Below are 23,036 nucleotides of genomic sequence, written 5' to 3' on the forward strand. Positions count from 1 at the left end.
CGGGTCAGGTCCAAGTTTTGACAGACCATTGGTACCCGTTCCGTCCGTCGGTCTTGGTAGCGTCCCGCCGGGTGTGATCGCACCCGCACAAGACGACCAAGAGGAATGAAGCGGATGTATCCATCCGACACGGGCGCCTCGCCGGGACCGCGAAAGCGCCGTTCCGAGGCAATAACACGACCTGTGCTCCGTAAACTCGCGCCCATGGCTGCGACGGCCCTGATAGCCGCTGCCGTACAGATACCCGCCATCGCGGCGGCTGCCGGCAACGAGTTCAAGCTCCCGCCCGTCCAGCACACCGAGTCCGTTCCGCTGTCCCGGGTCGTGGCGGAACGCCCGGACTCGAAGGCCGCCCAGCCCCCGACCGCGCCTCCCGCAGCGGCATGGCCGAAGGAAGGGCAGGCCGAAATCGCCCTGCCCCCGACCGCAGCGCAACAGCAGTCCGCCCAGGCGAAGGCGCCGGGACTGCCGCTGACCGTCACGTCGGTCGGAGCGAGCCCGGCAGCCGGGCAGCAGCCCAAGGTCCGCGTGGCGCTGTCCGACCGAACCGCAGCGGCCACCGTGGGCCTCGACGGACTCCTCGTCCATCTGCAGCCCGTGGCCGGCAGCGCCGCCCCGGACAAGGCGCGTGTCCAACTGGACTACAAGGCCTTCCGCGAGTCGTTCGGCGCGGACTGGGGCTCCCGCCTGACCTTCGTCCAGTTGCCGGCATGCGCGCTGACCACCCCGGATCAGCCGCAGTGCCGCACGGCCACGGCGCTGGCCACCTCGAACGACACCAAGACCGGTACCCTCACGGCCGACGTCGCCGTCGCGGCCGCCGACAGCCAGGCTCATGGTGGCGCGGTCAAGGCGTCCTTCGCCCAGGCCGCCGACACGTCGGCCGGCGGCGCGACCGTGCTGGCCGCCACGGCCGGTGCCTCGGGCCCCGAGGGCAACTACAAGGCGACGTCGCTGTCTCCGTCCGGCACCTGGTCGGTGGGCGGCAACACCGGTTCCTTCAACTGGTCCTATCCGATCCAGGTGCCGCCGGCGCCAGGTGGCATGGTGCCCAAGGTCGCCCTGGGCTACTCGTCCGCGGCCATCGACGGCCGTACCGCGTCCACCAACAACCAGTCCTCCTGGATCGGTGACGGCTGGGACTACAACCCGGGCTTCATCGAGCGCAGTTACACCGCCTGCGCGGGAGACAAGGGCTCCGGCAACAACGCTCCCGACTCCGGCGGCGACCTGTGCTGGAAGTCCGACAACGCCGCGGTCTCGCTCAACGGCAACACCTCGGCGCTGGTCCGTGACGATGCCACCGGCACCTGGAAGCTGTCGAACGACGACGGCTCGCGGGTGGAGAAGCTCAACGGCAACACGTCGGACACCGCCAACGGCGACACCGACAACGAGTACTGGAAGGTGACCACGACCGACGGCACCCAGTACTTCTTCGGCAAGAACCGCCTGCCCGGATGGAGCGCCGGAAAGCCCGAGACCGGCTCGGCCCTGACCGTCCCGGTGTTCGGCAACCAGCCCGGCGAGCCCGGCTACGCCCCCGCGTTCAAGGACTCCTCGCGCGACCGGGCCTGGCGCTGGCAGCTCGACTACGTCGTCGACCCGCACGGCAACGCGCTGGCGTACTTCTACGACCAGGAGAAGAACGCCTACGCCAAGAACATCGGCGCCGGCACCGGCACGCCCAAGGCCGACGCCGCATACGCCCGCGCCGCCACGCTGAACCACATCGAGTACGGCCACCGCGCGGGCCAGGTCTACAGCGCCTCCCCGGCCGGCAAGGTCCTCTTCTCCACCGCCGACCGGTGCGTGGCAGCCGACTGCTCCTTCACCAAGGCCAACGCCGCCAACTGGTACGACACCCCCGTCGACCAGTCCTGCGACCAGAACCAGGACTGCCGCAACGGCGCCCCGACCTTCTGGTCCAAGAAGCGCCTGACCGGCATCACCACCCAGGCCCTGCAGGGCGACGGCAGCTACAAGGACATCGACGCCTGGAGCCTGGACCAGGACTTCCCCGCCACCGGTGACAGCGGCGGCCGGGCCCTGTGGCTCAAGACCATCACCCGCACCGCCAAAGCCGGCAGCGCCCAGTCGACCCTGCAGCCCGTGACCTTCGGCGGGGACCTGCGCCCCAACCGGGTCGACTCCGCCGAGGGCCGCCCCCCGATGAACCGGTACCGGATCAACCGGATCACCTCCGAGACCGGCTCCAACACCGACATCAAGTACAGCGACATCGACTGCGTCGCGGGATCCCTGCCCGCTCCGGACAGCAACGCCAGGCGCTGCTACCCGTCCTGGTGGACCCCCGAGGGCGCGGTCGACCCGGTCCTCGACTGGTTCCACAAGTACCTCGTGGTCACGGTCACCGAGCATGACCTGGTAGCCGGTTCGGGATCCCCCGACAAGGTCACCGGATACGAGTACCTGGACGGCCCCGCCTGGCGGCGCGACAACTCCGAGTTCACCGCAGACAAGGACCGCACCTGGAACGACTTCCGCGGCTACCAGCGGGTCCGCACCCGCGTCGGTGACTCCAACAAGAGCCTGACCGAGACCGTCTACTTCCAGGGCATGGACGGCGACACCCTCGCCAACGGCCAGTCCAGGCCCGTCAATCCGCTCCAGGGCATCAAGGACAGCAACGAACTCGCCGGCCAAGTCCGTGAGACCATCACCTACGACCAGGACGGCGGTCGGCCCCTCACGAGCACCGTGAGCACTCCCTGGCTCCGCGGCACCGCGAGCCGGGCGGTGAAGGCCCTGCCGACCAAGGATGGCAAGCCCACCACGACGCTGCCGCCCGAGCCGGGCCGGCCCGAAGCCGCAGCCCTGCCGCCGCTGACCGCCACGATGGTCCGCACCGAGAGCGAGACCACCAAGGCGCTCCAGCCGGACGGCAGCACCGCCCGCACGCTCCGCTTGAGCCGCACCTTCGACGACTACGGCCAGACCAGGACCGTCTCCGACGAGGGCGACACCAACGTCACCGGCGACGAGCAGTGCACCCGCACCACCTACGTCACCCCGGACACCGCCAACTGGCTCATCGCCTACCCGCAGTCCGTCCAGACCACCAGCACCCTCTGCTCGACGGACGCCACACCGGCAACGGTCACGAGCGAAGCCAGGACGTCCTACGACGGCCGACCGCTCGGCACCGCACCGGAACCGGGCAAGGGCAACGTCACCACGGCGGAGGGCCTCGATCGCTACGACGGCGGCACCCCGCACTACCTCACGGCCACCACCACCGCGTACGACCAGTACGGCCGCGTGACCTCCGTCAAGGACGTCAACAACGCGGAGACCACGACGTCCTACACCCCGGCGAGCGGCACCCAGCCCATCGTCGTCCAGTCCACCAACCCCAAGGGCTTCACGACCACCACCACCTACGACGGCCTGCGCGCCCTGCCGGTGAAGGTCGTCGACGCCAACAACCGCACCACCTCCATCGGCTACGACGCCCTCGGCCGCACCACGGCCGTCTGGAACCCGGGCCGGGACAAGAGCGCCTCGCCCAACGCGACGTACACGTACACCATCGAACCGGGCAAGCAGCCCGCCATCACGACCAGGACCCTCCTGGAAGGCGGCGACTACCGCACCAGCATCTCCCTGTTCGACGGCCTACTGCGCCCGCGCCAGGTCCAGGAGGAGGCACACGGCGGCAGCACCGCCCACAACGGCGGCCGCAACATCACCGACAGCTTCTACGACAGCCACGGTCGGGTCTACCGCGCCAACGCGGCGTACCACGCCGACGGCGCCCCGGAGGCGGCGCTGTGGATCGGACTGGACAACAAGGTCCCGTCCCAGACCGAGACCGAGTTCGACGGCCTCGACCGGCCGACCGCCAGCATCTTCAAGTCGCTGAACGTCGAGAAGTGGCGCTCCACCACGCGCTACGGCGTGAACTGGGGTGCGACGACCCCGCCTGACGGCGGCACCCCCACGCTCACGATCACCGACGCCCACGGGCGCACGTCCGAGGTGCGGCACTACAAGAGCGGAAGCCCGGACTACGACGCGCCGGCCTCGGCGTACGAGACGCTGAAGTACACGTACAACCCGGCGGGCAAGCTCACCCGGTTCACCGATCCGGCGGGCAACGCCTGGAGCTGGGAGTACGACCTGCTCGGCCGCCAGACCAAGGCCGTCGACCCGGACAAGGGCACCTCCACCAGCACCTACAACGCGGACGGCACGCTCGCCACCGTCACCGACGCGCGGGGCAAGACGCTCGCGTACGCCTACGACATCCTGGGCCGCAAGACGGCGATGTTCGACGGCTCCACCAGCGGTCCGAAGCTGGCGGAGTGGGCCTACGACGCCCTCCCGGGAAGCAACGGCCTGGCCACCGGCAGCACCCGCTTCGAGAACGGCAAGGCCTACACCACCAGCACCACCGGCTTCGACAGCGCCGGCAAGCCGACCGGGACCGCCGTCACCATCCCGGACAGCGAAGGACTCCTCACCGGCACCTACACCACCTCACAGACCTACACGCCCGACACCGGACTGGTGGACACCACGACCTATCCCGCCGGCGGAGGACTCGCGCAGGAGTCCGTCCACCGCAACTACACCGCGCTGGGCCTGCCCACCTCGGTCAGCGGCGGCAGCCGGGTCTACTCCCTCGGCAACCAGTACTCGCCGACCGGACAGCTCCAGCAGAGCGTCATCGGCAACATCGGATCCAGGGCCGTTCAGACCTACGTGTACGAGGACGCCACCCAGCGCCTCGCACTCGCCCAGACCGATCGTGAGGAGTCCCGACCGCAGACACTCGACAAGAAGACCTACACCTACAATCCGGTCGGGAGCATCACCCGAGTCCGCGACGACCGCGACGACGCCGCTGTCACGGACACCCAGTGCTACACCTACGACTTCGCCCAGCGCCTGACCAACGCCTGGTCAGCGACCGACGACTGCGTCGCCAAGCCGACCTCCGGCATCGGCCCCAACGTCGGCGGAGCCGACCCGTACTGGACCAGCTACACCTACGACGCGGCCGGCAACCGCACCCAGGCGACCAACCGCACCAGCGGAGCCGCACCCGGGCCGCTGATGGACACCGGCAAGGTCACCTCCGTCGCCATCGCCGGCGACAGCCAGACCGCTTCCGTCGCCATCTCCGACGGTCAGGTCTACCTCGCCCAGCAGCGCGCCAACGGGACCTGGCGCAACTTCGAGAACCTCCACACCACGACCCAGGCAGGCCCTCTCACCGCCCCGGTCGAACACGTCGCAGCGGCCTGGGCCGACAACACCCTGCAGATCATGGCCGTCGCCGGCGGCAGGATCTGGCACACCCTGCGCAAGGCCGACGGCTCCTGGCAGCCCTGGGGCGACGTCACCGGCGTCGTCGGGTCCCTGTCCAACCCCAACCAGCTGTCCCTGTCCGCCACCGCCTCCGGACTGGAGGTCCTCACCTTCTCCGACGGCGCACTCAGGCACACCCTGCGCAAGCCCGACGGCAACTGGGAAACCTGGGGCAACGTCTACGGCGAGACCGGCAGCCTCACCGGCGCCACCCGCGTCACCAGCGCGGCCACCGGCACCGGCCTCGAGGTCATCGTCATCGCGGGCGACAAGCTCTGGCACACCATCCGCAACTCCAGCGGCAGTTGGCAGCGCTGGGGCGACGTCTACAGCGTCACCGGCTCCCTCAGCACGCCCACCAACCTCACCGCGACCGCCACCGGCGCCGGCCTCGAAGTCGCCGCCATCGCCGGCGGATCCATCTGGCACACCGTCCGAAAGCCCGACGCCAGCTGGCAGAGCTGGGGCAACGTCAGCCAGGTCGTCGGCCAGCTCGACCAGCCCACCTCGGCAGCCGTCGTCAGCTCGGGCGGTGACCTGAAGCTCATCACGGCCGCAGGCGGAGCACTCAACTACACCAAGCGGGCCTACACGACCGGCAGCTGGCTCCCCTGGACGCAACTCACCCAGACCACCGAGAACCAGCAGAGCGACCAGAGCCAGCGGACCTCCACCTACCCCGTGCCGGGAGGCACTCGACCCCACGCCCTGTCCCGCGTCGACATCACCGGCACCGGAGCCCGGACCGACACCTTCACCTACGACGAGGCCGGCAACACCATCCGCCGCGTCACCGCCGACGGCGACCAGACCCTCGAATGGAACACCGAGGGCCACCTCGCCAAGTCCACCACCGCGGGCAAGAGCACGACCTTCCTCTACGACGCCAACGGCACCCGCCTCCTGCGCCGCGAACCCGACGCGGTGACGCTCTACCTGGACGGCCAGGAGCTCAAGCTCGACAAGAACGCCAACAAGGTCACCGGCACCCGCTACATCACCGCCGGCAACGTCACCCTCGTCAAGTCCTCCGACGGCAGCCTCAACTACCTCATCCCCGACCAGCAGGGAACCGCCCAACTCACCATCAGCGCCGACAACCTCGCCTACACCCGAGGCGACACCACCCCGTTCGGCACCCCCCGCGGCAAGAAACCCGCCACCTGGCCCACCGAACGCGGCTTCGTCGGCGGCACCAACGACTCCACCACCGGCCTCACCCACCTCGGAGCCCGCGAATACGACTCCGCCAACGGCCGCTTCATCTCCGTCGACCCGGTCCTCGACCTCACCGACGCCCAGCAGCTCAACGGCTACGCCTACAGCAACAACAACCCCGCCAACCTCAGCGACCCCAGTGGACTCAGGCCCGACGGTGTCTGTGGCGGCTTCGGCACCTGCGCCGACGACAAGGGCAACGTCACCACCGAAACGTTCCAGTTCAAGCGCGACGGATGGGTTGAGGGCTACTGGAACGACTGGAGCGGAAACAAGGAGCACCCCAACTACGTCAGCAACCACAACTTCATCATCTACAGGGGCGGAACGCTCAAGGACAGCTTCCATGAGCTCTTCGACTCGCTCCAGTACGCCCCCGGATTCAGCACGCTGGGCGCTCTCGGGTCCGCCGCCATCGACGCCCACGACGGCAACTACCTGAGCGCCGTCCAGAACCTCGCGGGTGCCATCCCAGGTGAGCGCCTCCTCGGTAAGGCCGGACAGTTCGCAGGAAAGGCAGGAAAGGCATCCAACGAAGCGGAGAAGGTAGAGAATTCGACCGCAGCCGCCACGAACGAGGCCTGCGACCTCGCCGGCCGGCTCGCGGGCGCGACGCACAGCTTCCCACCGGGCACGCGGGTCCTCCTGGCTGACGGAACAACCCAGGCCATCGAGGATCTCCGGCTCGGTGATCAGGTCGAGGCAACGGATCCAGCCACCGGGAACACCGAGTCCAAGTCGGTCATCCGCACCATCCGCACGCCCGACGATGACCACTTCACCGATCTGAAACTCCAGGTCGACGCCTCCAATGGCGAGCCCGGAAAGGTGGAAAGCCTCACCAGTACCCAGCACCACCCGTTCTGGGACGAAACCACACACCGCTGGACCGACGCCGCGGACCTGAACCCCGGCGACAAGGTCCGCACCGTAGACGGCCGAACTCCCACTGTCCTGGCGGTAAGGAACTACGATACCGCCCCTCAGGTTGCCTATGACCTCACCATCGCCGACATCCACACGTACTATGTGCTGGCGGGGGCTACGCCAGTCCTCGTGCATAACAGCAATTGTGGGCCGGTCGCGAATAACAAGCCGGGCGATCTGGCGCTCGAGATGATGGAGGCTGACTTTGCTGGGGTGACGCCCATGACGGCGGGAACGTCGGAGTTCGCTCAGGCTGCTAGTGGCGGCGGCCGGTTCCTCTGGGCAGTCGGAGAGAATGGCTCTCTGCATATCATTCCGGACATGCCTGGCATTCATCACACGGTAATGACCGGCGGAAACTCCGTAATTGGCGCCGGGCAGGTCACGATCACCAGTCGCGGCGTTGCCTCATCCATTGACAACATGACCGGCCACTACACTCCATGTCCTCAATGTGCGGCACAATTCCTTCAGCAGGGCGTCAATGCATTCGAGCAGGCGGGGATTCGCGTACCCTTGTCGGCGATTAAGGATTACGGCGGGAGGGCTCCGTGACAAGGACCGAGCAAGAGTACAGCGAGCTCCGGCAGCTGCCGGGCGATGAGCGACGGGGCTGGGTTCACAGCAAGTTCCCCGAGGGTGCGTCGCCCCAGTGGTGGCTAGCCATGGTGGAGTCGGCTGAGCTGGGCGTAAGCCCCGCGCGAGTGCTCTCCACTGATCAGCGCAGGGAGAACTTCGACTTCGCGGTTTCGTTGTTGGAACTCGCCCTCGACGAACGGGGCATGAGCCCATGCCATTCCGCGTACTGGATGGTGAGGCTGGCCGCGTTGGCATTGCGATGCCGCACCCCAATTGGCGGATTGCCGGAGTCGGTGACACCGGATGGTGCGGCACGGCTAGCGGTAGCGCGGATTCCTCTTTCTCGGGAGGAAGTGCTAATGGCAGCTAATCGCCGCCGTAACGATCTCCAACAGGGCAGGGACCGGTTCTACTCGCCCGGCGATGACCTCTCCGATATTCGAAATCAGGCTAGCGAAGAGGTTCAACTGCTCCAGGAGATTGAGCGGGTTCTATCATCTCTCGAGTGGATTGCTGATCGAATTGTCGATGAGCGGATTTATCGGGAGATCCAGAGTTGGCTTGTCCTGCAATCCGAGTTGGAGATCTAAAGGATTGCTTGAATAGGGAACAAAGCGTTTCCCTCGCAGTCGGAAGCCCTCGCCAGAGCGAATCTGGCGAGGGCTTCCGGGTTTCTTGACGGCAACGCTGACGGCAACGTCAGCGGACGGGTTCTGCACTTGGCGGGTTGTCGGTGCTCTCGGGGCCCCGGAGTGCGTCGCCGAGGGTGTCGATGGCTTGGCGCTGGAGGCGGAAGCGGACGTGGGCGTAGACGGTGGCGGTGACGCCGATGTGGGCGTGGCCGAGTAGTTCCTTGATCACGACGAGTTCTACGCCCTGTTCGAGGAGCAGGGTCGCGGCGGTGTGTCGGAGGTCGTGGAACCGGATGCGGCGGAGCCTGGCTGCCCGGCACAGCGCGGTGAAGTGCCGGGTCAGGGTGGACGGGTCGGTGGGTGAGCCGTCGGGTGAAGTTCCACCCTCTGGTTGGACACCTGGACACTGGGGCGTATGAGCCCAGAGGAAGCAGTCACAGGTGGGAACCAAGAGCAACATGAGTAAGCGGTATTCGGCGGAGTTCAAGCGGGACGCGGTGGCGCTGGTGCGCTCGTCGCCGCACCGGAACGTCACCGAGATCGCTCGGGATCTCGGAGTCAGTCCGGAGGGGCTGCGGGGGTGGGTCAAGCAGGACCGGACCGACCGGGGCGAGGGCCTGCCCGGTGAGCTGACCAGCGCGGAGCGTGAGGAGCTCACCCGGCTGCGGCGGCAGAACGTCGAGCAGCAGAAGACGATCGAGATCCTGCGCAAGGCGGCCGCCTACTTCGCGACCGAGACGACACGGTGATCCGCTTCCGTTTCGTTGATGATCACCACGGCGCCTGGGGCATCAAGCGGATCTGCCGCGTCCTGGGGATCACCCGCTCCTCGTTCTACGCCTGGCGTGCCGGCGAGCAGGCCCGTCGCGCCCGTCGGCGGGAGGAGGACCTGCTCGCCGCCGAGATCACCGTGATCCACGTGGCGTCCCGGGGCGCTTACGGCGTCCCACGCGTGCACGCGCAGCTCCGTCGCCAGGGCCACCCGGTCAACCGGAAGAAGGTGGAGCGGATCATGCGCGAGCGTGGGATCACGGGCGTCACCCGCCGCCGGCGCCGCAACCTGACCCGCCAGGCCCGCAAGCCGATGTTCGCCCCGGACCTGATCGGGCGCGACTTCACCGCGCCCCGCCCCGGAGTGCGGCTGGTCGGCGACATGACCTGCCTGCCGACCGAGGAGGGTCGGCTCTACCTGGCCACGGCAATCGATCTCGCCACCCGCGAGGTCGTCGGGTATGCGATGGCCGACCACCACCGTGCCGAACTGCCGGTAGCCGCACTGCGGATGGCCGCAGCCCGCGGCGGCCTGGAGCGCGGCTGCATCTTTCACTCGGATCGCGGAAGCGAATATACGTCTTCTGAATTCCGTTGTGAGATAGTCAAGTTGGGCATGAGGCAGTCGATGGGCCGGGTTGGCTCCTGTTACGATAACGCCGCCGCTGAGAGTTTCTTCGCCGTACTGAAGGAAGAGATCGGCACCCGAGTCTGGCCGGACCGCGCCACCGCCCGGGCGGAAGTCTTCGCGTTCATCGAGACCTTCTATAACCGTAGGCGCCTGCGCAGGCACCCCGAGTGGGGCTACCTCACGCCACTCGAGATTCGGCGGCGGCACCGGCAAGGTCACACCCTCGCGGCGTAGACAGAGAGTGTCCAACCGCAGGGTGGAACTTCAGGGTGGAACTTCACCTTCACCCGGAACGAACGCTCCGCTGCGGACGCCCAGGACTGGCTGCACTACTACTCGTCCGAGAAGGAATGCGTCCTCGACGGCCCGCTGCGGGTGTGGCGGGCCGCCGTTGAGAACGGGCTCGGCTTGTGCGGGTTGGCCGTACACATATCTTGAGCGGCTCGGCCCGACTCCGGTTTCCGCGGGCTTGATACCCCGCACCCGTGTCTCAGGACGGCCCGCCGTCACCACTCCGTAGACCACCCAACCCTTCCTGGAAGACCGGAAGTGCGAACTGCTCTGTGTCGCGTCCCGGCATCTCGAGCTTCTTGAGCTGTCCGCCGACGATGTGGGAGACCAGTGGCACCGCCAGAGCCTCCGGCCAGAGGCCGGTGCGCTTGCCTTCGGTGAGGACACGCCGGAAGGCTCCGGTGGAGCCCCGCAGGTTTCGGCCGTTCGCCTTCAACTCGTCTGCGGCGCACTCGCCTTCGCCTTGGAGGACCTGGAGCAGGATCTGCTGCGCTCGCGGCGGGAGGCGGTCGTAGTACGAGCGGGCCCGCTCGGGTGTCCAGCGGTCGTCGGGTACCGCGGTCACGACCGCGGTCGGCATGGCGGCGAGGGCGAGCAGCTTCTCGAGGGCCTCGGGGGTCGGGTTCTCCACGGTGATCGTGATCTTCATGGCTGTCACCCTTGCAGTCTGGAGTCTTGAACACAAATGACTCTGATAGACGTGTTGCAGACAGAGGATGCGCTGCGAGCGCCGAGTCTGTACCGATCTACGTGTTGCGTCGTCTAACTGGATTTAGAGGATGCAATACAGCTCCTGGTACAGATACGGTGCCCGGACGGATCATCAGCCCGCCGAACCGGAAGGAGAGCGCCAGTGGATGCGGACGCGGGCAATCTGCCCGCTCTGGCGGAGACCGCTGCCGAGGTGGCGATCGGCGAGTTGGTGGACGACAGCCAGGCACTCGCGCGGTTCGCGTTCTACGGAGTCGACCCGAACGAGACCCTCACCGCAGACGCGGCCGACGACCTCGCCACCGCCCGGCCGGCGCGCACCAGCCAGACCTACGCCGAAGAGTGGCGCTACTTCGCCCGCTGGTGCGCCGACAACGGCCGGCACCCGGGACCCCGCACCAGCAAGGCGAACCTGGTCTCCTGCATCTCCCGCCTGCGCCACCGCGGCGGACGCGACGGCACGGGCGCGCCCGTGAGCTCGCTCCGCCTCGCGATGGCGGCGGCCCGCGACGCCAACGCCCGTGCGGGGTACGAGAACTGGCCACCAAAGAAGGCCACCGCCGAACTGATCCGCAAGCAGGCCGCCGACCACGCCCGCGCCCGCCGCACCCCGGAGTCGAGCCCGCCCGTCGACGCCGCCCGCACCGGGCACGTCCGCGTATTCGGGAAGATGCTCACTCAGCTCCAGGGTGACCAGCTCCCGCGATGGATCAAGGCGGTCCACGCCGACGACCTGCCCAGCCTCGACGCCTTCGCCAACGGCCTCGAACGCGACTCGCCGCCGTCACCGCCGGCGTCACACTGCCGTGGAGCTCCGGCGTCGTCGAAGGCCACGTCAACCGGATCACTCTGTGGAATCAGCGATGTCAAGCAGTGTGCTTGTATATCACGCCGAGGTAGTGGCGGTCTCGGTGAGGCACGTGGTTGTCCCGGCCCGGGAGACTGAAGACCGCGCAGACGTCAGCGGGTCGAGTGCGGATGCTGGACTGCTGTCCGAACGTGAGGGTGTCGTTGACATAGTGCTCACATCCTGCGGTGTCCAGGGCCGTGACCAGTTCCTCGCGGAGCACGGTGGCCTCGAACGACTCTGAATCGGGCAGGACCAACGAGGGGAGATTCGCGGTCGAACCGGGCCAGAGGTGGATCCAGATGCCGCTGACCGCCCGCTGGGTGACGTCCAGCTTAAGTCCGCCCCACGAGTATGGATAGCCGTCGATGTCTGGCCGCTTCATGCGGATGGCGGGGTGTGGGCGCCCCTGACCGAGGACGTCCTCGGCCTCGGCCAGGGGCATTCCGCAGTGAAGAGGGCCGATCAGGCCGGTTCGGGCGAAGTCGACGAGCACGTTCATCAATGTCACGGCAGTGACTGTGACACTCTCCCGGGCCGGTGTGCACTCCGATTTCAGCGCGCTGCGGAGCCCGTCCCACCCTGTCGGACGTCGACGAGCGGCAGAAGGCGGGCCGTCAACGGCACGTCCAGTTCGCGCGGAGATCTGCCCGGCCTTGCTGGGCGCTTCCAGCGGCTTGCCGAGACGGTCGCCCAACCCGATCGTGCGCTGGGCCTCGGTGCGGATGGTGCCGTCGGGCATGCGGACCTTCTCGGTCCGGTAGAAGCCCGCGGCCGTCAGCTCCTTGAGGGCCTTGCGGACGGTGCCGCGCCCATGGGTACTGGTGTCTGCCATGTGCCGGCCGTCCTCGCGCCAGCCGTCGGGGCGGGAGAGGAGGTCGGCGAGCAGGCCGCGGGCGGTGTAGCTCAGCCGGCGGAACTGCAGGACGGCGTTGGGAAGGACGGTGAAGTGGCGTGCGTGTTCGCTACGATGAACGTGCATCGGGAGTTGCTGCTCCTGGCGCCGGACCCCGGGGTGTTGGTAGCACCGCCGGGGTCAACTGTTTTCTGTTGAGGTTACGGAACGTACCACGGTGCTCACAGCCGCTTCAGCGCTTTTCCGCAACGGGACTGAGGGAACGTCGCAGCAGTGCGCCTGGTGTCCGGACCTGCACGGATGAGTAGCAGTACTGATGCGACGGCCGGAACGGATCGGCGAGGTTCTCCCCGTCCTCACCAGCCGCACCGTCCGGAAAACCGTCGTGTCCGCAGCGAGCCTGACCCCTGCCCGTCACCTCCTGGCCCGCCGACTCCCCGCCCAGCGGCGGCGACCCCAAGCCGCTGTGGCTGTGGTGGTCACGGGCCACGGCCGGCCCCGCGGAGACCGACCTGGCCTGGCAGGCATTCCTGCGCAGGTTCGACATCGAGCACTTCCTCAGGATGATCAAGCAGACACCGGGCTGGACCGCTCCGAGACCGCGGGAAGCCGAGGCGGCGGACCGCTGGACCTGGCTGATCGTCACCGCCCGCACCCAGCTGCGCCTCGCCCGCTCTCCGACCCCGCCCTGCGACGGCCCCGGGAGAAGCCGGCCGAACCGAACAAGCTCACCCCCGCACGAGTCCGACGCGGGTTCCGGCACCTGCACGCCAGAACACGAAACCCCGCCAAACGGGACGAATCACAAGCTGGGGCGCTGCAACGACTCCCAGAACCCTGGCGCTGTCCCTTCCGTATCCCTCCCTCGTCCCCGGATGACCGGTCGGGTGTCCCAAGCCGCAGGTCAGCGCCCTGGGACGAGCAGAGACATCCCCTGCCAACGTCCCAGCGGGCCAAACGGGCTCGCGCCTGGTGCAGAGTCCTCCCTGTCGGCTCCGGGGTGGACCGACGGATCACAGGGCGAGCCGGGCGACAGCGGCCGGCGTCCTGGCTACGGAGGATCGCGATGAACGTCATGAAGAAGGCCACTCTCGCGGTGGCCGCGACCCTGCTCCTCGCCACCGGTGGCATCGCCACCGCCGGCACCGCGTCGGCGGCGACCCCGATCAGCTGCGCCGGCCGTGAGTACGAGCAGGGCGGCGCGCCGTACAAGCCCTCCGAGTCGGACAAGCACTTCGGCTTCTACAACGGCTACACCGAGACCCCGTCCCCGAACACCTTCAGCTGGGCCACCGTCGAGGCGCAGTGCCTGCTCAACACGATCGGCAGCAACCTGACCGTGGACGGCTACTACGGGCCGAAGACGCAGGACGCTGTGCGCGGCGTCCAGAACACGCAGAGCCTGACCCCGGACGGCTTCGTCGGCCCCGACACCTGGCCCGCGCTGCGCTTCGTCGCCTGGTGATCCCCCCTCAGGTCCCGGCGGCCCAGGACCCGGGCCGCCGGTGGGGCACCTCCGGCCGGCCGAAAGTCGCGAGAGTCCGGCCGAAATTCCGTGCACGACCGCCGTTCCCAGGGTGTTCGTCATGACCAGGTTCCGGCGCCGGGTGGCCGCCGCCACCGCATCTGCTGCCATCGCCCTGGGAGGCGTGGTGGCCCTGGCCCCGCAGGCGTCCGCGGACGGGTTTTGCAGCTACCTCCCGGACGGCGCCAGGCCCGACGTGTACCCGAACCAGAACAACGACGCGGTCAAGCAGGCCCAGTGCCTGATCCTCTTCGAGAGCGGCTTCGGGATGAACAACGCCGTGCAGATAGACGGCAAGTACGGCCAGCAGACCTACGACGGCGTGATCTGGGTCCAGCACTGCAACGGGCTGTCGGAGGACGGCATCGTCGGCCCCAACACCTGGGAGAAGCTCTACCACCCGAACTACGCGTGCCAGCGGTTCGACAACTGACCGTTCCGGGCAGCACCGACGGCCGACGCGGGACCCGCCCGGCCCCCCACCACTCGAAGGGCAGACTCATGAAGGCAGCAGGCAAGCGTGCCGTACGTAACACCGCGATGCTCGGCGCGGTGGTGGCAGCCGTCGCAGGACTGACCGCAACGCCGGCCCAGGCGGACTACAACTACTGGCAGGCCTGCATGCAGGAGGTCGGCAGCTACCACTACCTGGGCTGGGACCTCCCGAACGTGACGCTCGGCAAGGGCTCGGGCGGCGTCTGCGTCAAGGAGCTGCAGTCCGATCTCGTGCAGCTGGGCCTCGTCCCGAGCCAGGACGTCGCCAACTTCGTGGACGGCGACTTCGGCGGCAAGACGTACGACGCGGTCGTGGCCTACCAGCAGAAGTACTCCGACGCCGGCGGCGTGGACGGCCTGGTCGGACGGAACACCTGGCACGGCCTGATCGCACGGACCGAGTTCGAGTAGGCCTCCCGGACGGCGCGGGCGGCGGCCGGGATCGGGGTCGAGGTCGTGCCGGAGGTGTCTGCGGACGGCGCCGCCCCGCCGATGCCCAGTGCGGGCGGCGGGGCGGCGGGGCGGCGGAAAGGCTGGTTTGGTCAGTTGGCGGCTTCCGTGAGCTCTTGGTCGAACGCGATGGTGATGAACTCCGTGGGGCCGGGTGCGGCCAGGCCGGCCGTCGTGCGCGGGAGCCGCCGTCGACGGCTTCGACGCGGCGACGTTCACTGATGCGGTTGCGCACGGGGCCGGGTCGGCTGGCCGCGGCCCTGCGTCAGCTCGTCCGGTGTGCGGTGGCGTGTTGCCTGGTGTCAGCTGCGGGCGGTCTCGGGGCCGGGTGCGGCGGAGAGGGTGAAGGAGAGCAGGGCGGTGGCGGTGAAGTCGTCTGCGGATTCGACGGTCTGCCAGGCGCCCACGTGGTCCATGAAGCCGCTGCCGTGGCCGTCGAACGCGGCGAAGGGGTTGCCGTCGCTGGTCGGGCACTTGCGCATGCCGGGGAAGGAGTTGAGGTCCTTCAGCTTCTCCGCCGCGTTGGGTCCGTTGACGACGCCGCCCCGGAGGATGTCGCCTTCGCCGTCGAGGTCACCGGCGAGGTTGGCGGCCTGGTGTTCGGGGCAGTGCGGGAAGGTGCTGCCGGCTCCGATGACGAAGGAGGAACCCCAGGCGTTGGCGCCCAGCGTCCAGTTGCGCTGCTGGGTGGCGAACGCGTCGTAGTGGGAGTCGCCGGTCACGCGCCGGTACAGCTGGGCGGTGGCGGCCAGGCCGAAGGTGTGGGGCACGGAGTCGAAGTCGGTGTAGACGGCGCCGGCCCGGAAGGGGTCCTTGGCGGCGCGGGAGCTGCCGTCGTCGAGCTGGCGCTTGAGGTCGGCGACGAGGTCGTCGCGGGTGGCCTCGGTGCTCTGGGCGCCGGAGTCGAGGAGCTTGACGAGGTCGGCGTGCGCGAGTGCGCTGACGTCGCCGAGTCCGAGGGTGCCGAGGGTGTCGGAGGCGAGGTACCGCTTGGCCCAGTGGCCGGCCTGCTTGGTCCAGCCGGCCGCCCGGCTGTCGTCGAGGGCCTGCGCGGCCAGCGCCATCTCGGTGGCGCCGAATTCCATGTCGTCCTGCCAGGAGGCTTCGGGGTAGAAGCCGTGCGGGAAGGCGGTGACGAGCTGGTCTCCGGGGGTGGTGTCGGCGAGCGCGTAGACGTGCGCGGCCTTCTCCAGCTCCGCTTGTGCCCGGGCGGGGTTGTCGGCGGCGTCCAGTTGTGCGGCCAGGGCGAAGGTCGCGGCCACGCGTCCGGCGAGGTTGGGGCTGATGGGCTTGCCGGGGGGTGCCGCGCGGAAGACCGGGCGGTGCTTGATCAGGTAGTTCGGGTCGCCGGGCTTGACCTGCAGGGCGTCGTCGGCCTCGGGCAGGCGCCAGTCGTCGTGGTCGGAGCGGATCTTGCCGGAGCCGTCGTCGGTGTCGCCCTTGCCCAGGCCGACCTGGACGTAGAGGGTGCGGGACTTGTCGTCCCACATCTTGTCGAGCCAGTCGAGCCCGTGGCGGGCCTCGGCGGCCAGCTCCGTCCCGCCGACGGGCGTGGTCCGCTGCGCGAGCAGGAGACTGGCGGTGGAGTAGGAGGCGGTGTGCGTGAACTTGAGGAAGTCACCGGCGTCGTTCCAGCCGCCGGAGACGTCGACCGGGCCGCCGACCGGCTTGAGGGGCGCGGTCAGGACCCTCTCGTCCTCGTCGTAGGCGGGGGTGTCGTAGACGGTGGCCTGGCGGTCCGCGAGGTGGGAGGGCCGGCGCCGCAGCTTGGTGGGCACGACGTCGGCCCCGTCGCGCTGGGCCTGGAAGAAGCCGACGTTGTCCTGGATGAGCTTGCCGAACAGTTCACCGGCGGGTGCGATGCGGAACCGCGGGGAGACCGCGTTGATGTTCCCGTACACCTCCACCCGGTAGTCGCCGGGCTTGGTCAGGCCGGACAGGTCCAGGGTGTGGACGTTCCGGTAGGCGTCGTTCCACCGCCCGGTGGAGGCTCCGACCTTGCCGCTCAGCACCTCGTTCCCGGCGGCGTCACGTACCCGGAAGGACGCTGAGGTCAGGGGGACGGAGGTCATGAGGTAGGCCTGCTTGGTCTCACCGGGCGTGTAACCGACCTGGTCGACGCGGACCTCTGCGCGGGGTGCTCCCGCCAGGGTGTCCGATCCCTGTGCGGACTGAACGCAGAAGACCGCGACGACCGTAGCGGCCAGACCTGCGGCGGTGATGCCGATTACGCGGGGACGAATCTTTGCCATGCCCGCACACTGTCAGCCGGCGCATGAGGCCAACATGAGGAAGCCCGGGCAGACCCCCGGCCCGCCCGCGGAACCCGATTCCCCGGCTCCGGCTCTGCGACGGCACGGGCACCCCGCCCCCCGCCTCGGCCCCCGCCCCCGCCCCCCTCACGCGGAAGTCCGGCAGCGGTGTGACGGCGCCGGGCCCTCGGACACCGTCCGGAGATGGCGGTCAAGCACCGCTACAGCGGCGTTCGTGCCCTTTTCGACCCAGTAGGCTCGCCCGTCATGCGCGTACTTGTCCTGGAGGACGACCCCGAACTCGGCCCCGTGATCATCAGAGGCCTGCGCGAAGCCGGCTTCGCCGTCGACTTCGCCGGCGATCTCGCCGACGCCGACTTCAAGCTCGCGGTCAACACCTACGACTGCCTCATCGCCGACCGCACCCTGCCCGACGGCGACGCGCTCACCCTCCTCGCCGCCCAGCGCAAGCGGGGCTCCACCCTGCCGGTCCTCCTGCTCACCGCCCTCGACGCGGTCACCGACCGCGTGGCCGGCTTCGAACACGGCGCCGACGACTACCTCGTCAAACCCTTCGCCTTCGCCGAACTCAGCGCCCGAGTGCGCACCCTGTGCCGTCGCGGCCAGCCCGCACGGCTGCCCGAGCTGCGCGTCGGCGACCTCGAACTCGACCTGCCGCGCCGCCGGGTGCGGCGAGCGGGCGTGCTCCTGACCCTCACCGCGAAGGAGTTCTCGGTCCTGGAGGTCCTGATGCTGCGGGCCGGCGAGGTCGTCACCCGCACCGACCTCATCGAACGCTGCTGGGACGAGCAGGCCGAACCGCTCTCCAACGTCGTCGACGTCCTCATAGGCCAACTGCGCCGCAAACTGGGCCCGCCCGAACTCATCCACACGGTGCGCGGTGTCGGCTACCGCATCGACGACCAGGCCCCGGGCCTGTGACACCGCGCACCCCCGCCGTCGCGCGCCTGCACCGCGCCCGTTGGGCGATGACCCTGCTGTTCGCCGCGACCACCGCCGCCTGTCTGCTGGTGCTCGCCGTCATCGCGGTGCGCACCGACGGCCGGTCCCGGACGGACGAGCTCGACAGCGGCGTCAGCCACCGGGCGGACGGGCTCGCCCGCACGCTGTACTACGACGGCGGCGTCCTGCACCTCGACGCGCTGCCGGAGGACGACCTGGCCCGCAGCGCCGAGAAGCTCGGCGTCCTCCAGGCACCCGACCACACCCGGCCGCAGATCCGCTACGCACGCGATTCCCCCACCGCCCTGCCCGGCCAGGCGGCGCTGGACGAGATCTGGCAGCAGGTCCAGCACGACCAGGAGACCGTCCTGGTCAGCGCCGACGTCGACGGCCGGGAATACCAGTGGGCCGCGGCCCCGGTCTGGGACGACGACAGGATCGGCGCCGCCGTCCTGGTCGGCGCCGACCCCGCCCGGAGCCTGGCCGCCCACACCCGACTGCTGCGCTGGCTGGCCGCGGGCTGCGCGGCCCTGGTGCTGGCCGCCGCCGCCGTCGGCCACCTCCTGTCCGGGCGGGCCATGCGACCCGCCCTGCGGGGACTCGAACAGCAGGAACAGTTCCTCGCCGAGGCGGCCCACGAACTGCGCACCCCGCTGGCCACCCTGCGGCTGGTGGTCGAGAACGGCAGCACCACGCCGGCCCGGGCACCGCAGGCCCTGGACGAGGCCGTCCGGCTGGTCGACCGCCTGGGCCGCCTGGTCACCGGCCTGCTGGCCCGCGCCCGCGTCGAAGCCGGCACCCAGGACATCGAGCTGACCCCGCTACGGCTCGACCAGCTCGTCGAACAGACCGTCGAGGAACTCCCCGACCACAGTGGCGTCACGCTCACCACCGAAGCCGCCGTCGTCAACGGCGACCCCGAACTGCTCGCCCAGGCCGTCCGCAACCTCGTCGAGAACGCGCTGCGGCACGGCGGCGGAACCCCGGTCGAGGTGAGCGTCACCCCCGGCCGCGTCGCCGTACGGGACCACGGCCCCGGCATCCCCGCCGAGGACCGCACCCGGGTCTTCGAACGCCACGTCACCGGGCCTGCGAGCACGGGCACCGGCACCGGCCTCGCCATCGTCCGCTGGGTGGCCGAACTCCACGGCGGCACCGCCCAGCTCTCCCCTGCCTCGGGCGGCGGGACACTGGCCGAGCTGCTGCTGCCCCAGCACACCAACACCTGAGCCGGCCCCGCCCGGCCCGATCATTGAGCGTCGCCGGCCGCCTGGATCGATCGTGGTGACAGCTTGCGTGCCGATCTGACAGGTATCGCGCTTCGGCACCCTGTCCTGTGCCGCTGGCCTTGACCGATTGCCACTGACGTTCGACCGCTGCCCAGTGCGCGCCGGCGAACGCCGACGGCCTCACCAGCCCCCGGGTGCGTACGGCCAGGACTTGGGACGGGCGGGGCTTCCTAGGGCAGCGTCTGAGGACGCCACTCCTCACGGTAGCCGGGGGCATCGTGGTAGATCTGGGCAAGGAGTCTGACCGCCGCTCCAAGGCCGGCGGCCCACCCGGCGTCGAAGTCATTGCCGGTGGCGCCCACAGCCGGCGTGTCGAGGTGCGCAACCGGTGCGTAGAGATCTGTGACCGCGCGAACCATGTCGATCATTGGGATCGTGCTGTCGAGGTGCACGTCCGTGTCGGGGGGAGCAAGCGCCGTGATCCTCACGACGTCGTGCTCGTCCGCGTCGAGCTTCGCTCGCACGAACGGGATGAGGCCATCGTTCATGGCGGTCATCCTGACCCACGGCCGCACGATGCGTGAAGCCCTGCGTCTGTCGCCGCACGCCCGGTCGGACGGCCGTTGAGCAGGGCGGTCGAGACTCAGTGGCAGAACGGCACCTCGGTCGACGTTCAGTGGCAATCGGTCAAGGTCCAGTAGCACGGGACACACACCGCCCCTTCCGGGCCGGGCTCAGTGTCCCGACGTTGCGCAGGATCGCGCACGCGCTCGATGGCGAGGGGGTGAGCACCACCGCACCGACCCGATTGCCAGCGCCCCGTCCTCACGCGGACCGGCAGACCCCGCTCGGGACCGCCGTCCGGGTGCCCAGGGAGCTGCTGACCGGTCCCCAGCTGTACGACAGCTCGCCCAACTGCAAGACATCTTGGGGCCGGACGAAACAGGGCCGGGCGACGACGGACTTCCCCACCTCGTCACCCGCTACCTGCGCCCCGCACGGCGCATCCGGCAGTCGAGCCGCCCAGCGGCCGGGCGGCCGACCACTGACCAGCACACCGGAAGCGCAGCGCCGAGGTGCCCTCACCTCGACCGGTAGGCCCAGAGCAGCTGGGTGTCGGCCGAGCGCGGGCCCGGGGACGTCGGGGGGAGACGGTCGAGGGTCTGGCGGCTGGTGGTACGGGCCCCGTAGTCCCGGACCAGGCGACGCGGACCTCCCTTCGGCACGAGTTGCAAAACAGACTTGCAAAGCCTATTTGCAACTCGTAGGCTGCCGACATGCCGGAACAGCCGCCTGCCCAGGAGATCGCCGATGTCGAGGCGCTGCGCGTCTTCGCGCACCCGGTGCGGCAGAAGATCGAGCGATGCCTGCGTCGGGGGCCAGCCAACTCGACCGTGCTTGCCCGCGAGTTGGGTGAGAGCACGGGCCTGGTCAGCTACCACTTGCGGCAGTTGGCCAAGCACGGCCTCGTCGAGGAGGTGCCCGAGCTGGCGAAGGGACGCGAGCGGTGGTGGCGGGCCGTGCCCGGAGATCGGCGGTTCCCGCCGTACAGCCGACAGACACCGCAGATGCGCGAGGCACTGACGCAGATGCACCGCCTGGACCTCGCCGAGCTCGTCGACTCCGCCCGGCGGTTCGAGGAGGCGCGCGACGCCCTGGGACCGTGGGCCGACGCGGCGCTCTTCTCGCGCGCGACGCTCAGGGTCGACCCCGATCAACTTCAGGCGTTCTTCGAGGAGTACATCGCCCTCCTCTACCGGTACTCGACACCCGAGCAGGCTGACGCGTCGGGGGCGCGTCCCGTCCTGGTCCGGCTGCTCGGAATTCCCGAGACCGACTGACCACACGACCCAGATGGCCGACACACAAGGGGGAAACGTCGTGCTGCTCTCACTCAGAACCGCGCCACCGCCGCGCGCTCTTCTGGTCTTCCTGGCCGCTCTGTTGGCCGGCGGCCTGCTCATGCTGGGTGCGCCGTCGGCGCACGCCGACGGGGACGGGCTGATCCGCCAGGAGGTCACCTTCCGGGGCGGCAATGGCCTGGTCCTGCACGGCACCGTGCTCCGCAAGGACGCGATACCGGGCACGGGGCCCGGCATCGTGCTCGTCGGCGGCTCGGGCCCGGGACCCAGGGAGGAGTACGAGCAGGAGGCCGAGGCCTTCGCCCAGGCCGGCATCACCACGCTCGTCTACGACAAACGCACCGTCAGCTACTCCCTGCTCCACCGGGACTTCGGCCTGCTGGCCGACGACGCCCTCGCCGGCGTGCGGCTGCTGCAGTCCAGCCACGGGGTCGATCCGCATCAGGTCGGGCTGTGGGGGTTCAGCGAAGGCGGCTGGGTGGCGCCGCTGGCCGCGTCGCGCTCGAACGACGTCGCGTTCGTCCTCACCATCGGCGGCCCCGGCTACGACACTCTGCGCACCCAGGCCTGGAACCTCACCACGCACCTGCAGCACCAGGGGGTCAGCGGACCCTTCCGCCGCACCGTGGCCGGCCCCGCCGCCCAACTCATGGCCACCACCGGCCTGTTCCCCGCCGCCGACTACGACCCCCTGCCGGCGCTGGAACGGCTGAGCCGAACCCCGCTGCTGGCCCTGTGGGGCGACCACGACACACAGGTACCGGCCCAGGAGAGCGCGCGGATCTTCCGCGAGGCCCTCGCCCGCGCAGGCAACCAACACGCCGTCATCAGCTTCATCGCCCACGGCGCGCACAACGGACACCGCACCTCGGACGGCTTCGACCGGATCGGCGGCCCCCTCTTCCAGGGCAGGAACCTCGGCGAACTCGCCCCCGACTATGCCCAGACCATGACGACATGGGTACTGGCCACCGCCGCCGGCCACCCACCGGCATCGGCCGTCCAACCCGCACCCCGACAGGAACTCGCCAGCACCCCCATACCCCGCGACGCCTGGTACGTCTGGGTCGCCCCGACCCTGCTGCTCCTCGGCTTCGCCACCTACCCGATCTCAGCCGTACTGCGCCGCGGACCGGTCCTGCGCCCGGTCCGATGGCTGGCCGGGTTCGGCCTGCTGGCGGTCATAGCAACGGTGGGGTGCTCGATCGCTGTCTTCGTCGCGGGAGAGGGTGCGGCCACGCCGGTCATCTCGGGCCAACCCGCCTCGTGGCTGGTGGTGCAGGGGCTCGCGGTCGCAGTCGTGCTGTCCACCGTCGCCTCGGCCAGGGCAGTCCGGCGCAGCCACCCGACTCCGAGCTTGGCCATGTGGCTGCGCCTGGCCCCGGTCGGACTTGCTGCGGTCGGCTTCGTGCCGTGGGTGGTGTGGTGGGGAGTCACTCCGTGACTCAGTCCTGCCCGAC

The 23,036-nt window shown here is 69.4% G+C and carries 16 protein-coding genes and 2 pseudogenes; 13 read left to right on the top strand and 5 right to left on the bottom strand.

All coding sequences use genetic code 11. The features are described 5' to 3' along the window. Positions 1-204 precede the first annotated feature (204 nt). Together BG452_RS39225 and BG452_RS39230 are read left to right on the top strand one after the other, a co-directional pair. Positions 205-8,037 carry a polymorphic toxin-type HINT domain-containing protein gene (locus BG452_RS39225; RefSeq protein WP_188309119.1) on the top strand — a complete coding sequence of 2,611 codons (7,833 nt, stop codon included), beginning with the start codon at positions 205-207 and terminating at the stop codon, positions 8,035-8,037. Further along, the gene (locus BG452_RS39230; RefSeq protein ID WP_188309120.1) at positions 8,034-8,651 is read left to right on the top strand and encodes a hypothetical protein; all 618 of its coding nucleotides are present in this window, start codon (positions 8,034-8,036) and stop codon (positions 8,649-8,651) included. Before BG452_RS39225 ends, BG452_RS39230 begins: the two co-directional genes overlap by 4 nt. A gap of 109 nt (positions 8,652-8,760) precedes the next feature. On the opposite strand, the pseudogene BG452_RS39235 reads toward BG452_RS39230, so the two are convergent. Beyond that, positions 8,761-9,072: pseudogene (locus BG452_RS39235) on the bottom strand (tyrosine-type recombinase/integrase); the annotation flags it as partial. Between the two features lie 79 nt (positions 9,073-9,151). Here BG452_RS39235 and BG452_RS39240 point away from each other — a divergent pair. Both BG452_RS39240 and BG452_RS39245 read left to right on the top strand, forming a co-directional pair. After that, on the top strand, positions 9,152-9,442 hold the full coding sequence (locus tag BG452_RS39240) for a transposase (protein WP_188309122.1): 291 nt from the start codon (positions 9,152-9,154) through the stop codon (positions 9,440-9,442). Then, positions 9,439-10,329, top strand: a complete 891-nt coding sequence (locus BG452_RS39245; protein WP_188309123.1) for an IS3 family transposase — start codon at positions 9,439-9,441, stop codon at positions 10,327-10,329. The genes BG452_RS39240 and BG452_RS39245 overlap by 4 nt, the downstream gene beginning before the upstream one ends. A 256-nt stretch (positions 10,330-10,585) precedes the next feature. Here BG452_RS39245 and BG452_RS39250 read toward each other — a convergent pair whose 3' ends face one another. Beyond that, positions 10,586-11,035, bottom strand: coding sequence for a hypothetical protein (locus tag BG452_RS39250; RefSeq protein WP_188309124.1), 450 nt, complete (start codon positions 11,033-11,035; stop codon positions 10,586-10,588). Positions 11,036-11,239: 204 nt separating this feature from the next. Here BG452_RS39250 and BG452_RS39255 point away from each other — a divergent pair, with 204 nt between their 5' ends. Next, positions 11,240-12,043, top strand: coding sequence for a hypothetical protein (locus BG452_RS39255; protein WP_188309125.1), 804 nt, complete (start codon positions 11,240-11,242; stop codon positions 12,041-12,043). Here BG452_RS39255 and BG452_RS46535 read toward each other — a convergent pair. Continuing rightward, positions 11,964-12,926 (bottom strand): hypothetical protein, encoded by a 963-nt coding sequence (locus tag BG452_RS46535; protein ID WP_223243391.1) that lies wholly within the window; start codon positions 12,924-12,926, stop codon positions 11,964-11,966. The two genes, BG452_RS39255 and BG452_RS46535, sit on opposite strands and share 80 nt — an antisense overlap. 305 nt (positions 12,927-13,231) lie before the next feature. On the opposite strand from BG452_RS46535, the pseudogene BG452_RS46540 reads away from it, so the two are divergent. The 4 genes and pseudogenes from BG452_RS46540 to BG452_RS39280 all read left to right on the top strand — a co-directional run. Further along, positions 13,232-13,587 (top strand): annotated as a pseudogene (locus BG452_RS46540) (transposase); the annotation flags it as partial. A gap of 279 nt (positions 13,588-13,866) precedes the next feature. Beyond that, on the top strand, positions 13,867-14,265 hold the full coding sequence (locus tag BG452_RS39270; protein WP_188309126.1) for a peptidoglycan-binding domain-containing protein: 399 nt from the start codon (positions 13,867-13,869) through the stop codon (positions 14,263-14,265). A 121-nt stretch (positions 14,266-14,386) separates the two neighbouring features. Further along, entirely contained in the window at positions 14,387-14,758 is a 372-nt protein-coding gene (locus BG452_RS39275; protein WP_188309127.1) for a peptidoglycan-binding domain-containing protein, read from the top strand. Positions 14,759-14,826: 68 nt separating this feature from the next. Further along, positions 14,827-15,231: a peptidoglycan-binding domain-containing protein gene (locus tag BG452_RS39280; protein ID WP_188309128.1), complete on the top strand. Its 405-nt coding sequence runs from the start codon at positions 14,827-14,829 to the stop codon at positions 15,229-15,231. A gap of 341 nt (positions 15,232-15,572) precedes the next feature. Here BG452_RS39280 and BG452_RS39285 read toward each other — a convergent pair whose 3' ends face one another. Continuing rightward, positions 15,573-17,522, bottom strand: a complete 1,950-nt coding sequence (locus BG452_RS39285) for a glycoside hydrolase family 9 protein (RefSeq protein WP_188309129.1) — start codon at positions 17,520-17,522, stop codon at positions 15,573-15,575. A gap of 267 nt (positions 17,523-17,789) precedes the next feature. On the opposite strand from BG452_RS39285, the gene BG452_RS39290 reads away from it, so the two are divergent. Together BG452_RS39290 and BG452_RS39295 are read left to right on the top strand one after the other, a co-directional pair. Continuing rightward, entirely contained in the window at positions 17,790-18,464 is a 675-nt protein-coding gene (locus tag BG452_RS39290) for a response regulator transcription factor (protein WP_188309130.1), read from the top strand. A 47-nt stretch (positions 18,465-18,511) separates the two neighbouring features. Next, the gene (locus tag BG452_RS39295) at positions 18,512-19,714 is read left to right on the top strand and encodes a sensor histidine kinase (protein ID WP_188309131.1); all 1,203 of its coding nucleotides are present in this window, start codon (positions 18,512-18,514) and stop codon (positions 19,712-19,714) included. Positions 19,715-19,944: 230 nt separating this feature from the next. Here the strand turns inward: BG452_RS39295 and BG452_RS39300 are convergent, their stop codons facing one another. Next, positions 19,945-20,262, bottom strand: coding sequence for a DUF6221 family protein (locus BG452_RS39300; RefSeq protein WP_188309132.1), 318 nt, complete (start codon positions 20,260-20,262; stop codon positions 19,945-19,947). A gap of 729 nt (positions 20,263-20,991) precedes the next feature. On the opposite strand from BG452_RS39300, the gene BG452_RS39305 reads away from it, so the two are divergent. Next, a complete protein-coding gene (locus BG452_RS39305; RefSeq protein WP_188309133.1) occupies positions 20,992-21,555 on the top strand; it encodes an ArsR/SmtB family transcription factor in 564 nt (187 codons plus the stop codon). A 40-nt stretch (positions 21,556-21,595) separates the two neighbouring features. Continuing rightward, complete coding sequence (locus BG452_RS39310; RefSeq protein WP_317621438.1) at positions 21,596-23,020, top strand: alpha/beta hydrolase family protein; 1,425 nt, start codon at positions 21,596-21,598, stop codon at positions 23,018-23,020. Positions 23,021-23,036: the final 16 nt, after the last annotated feature.

Origin of the sequence: Streptomyces sp. CBMA123 (genome assembly GCF_014596465.1) — a bacterium.
Classification (GTDB): Bacteria; Actinomycetota; Actinomycetes; order Streptomycetales; family Streptomycetaceae; genus Kitasatospora.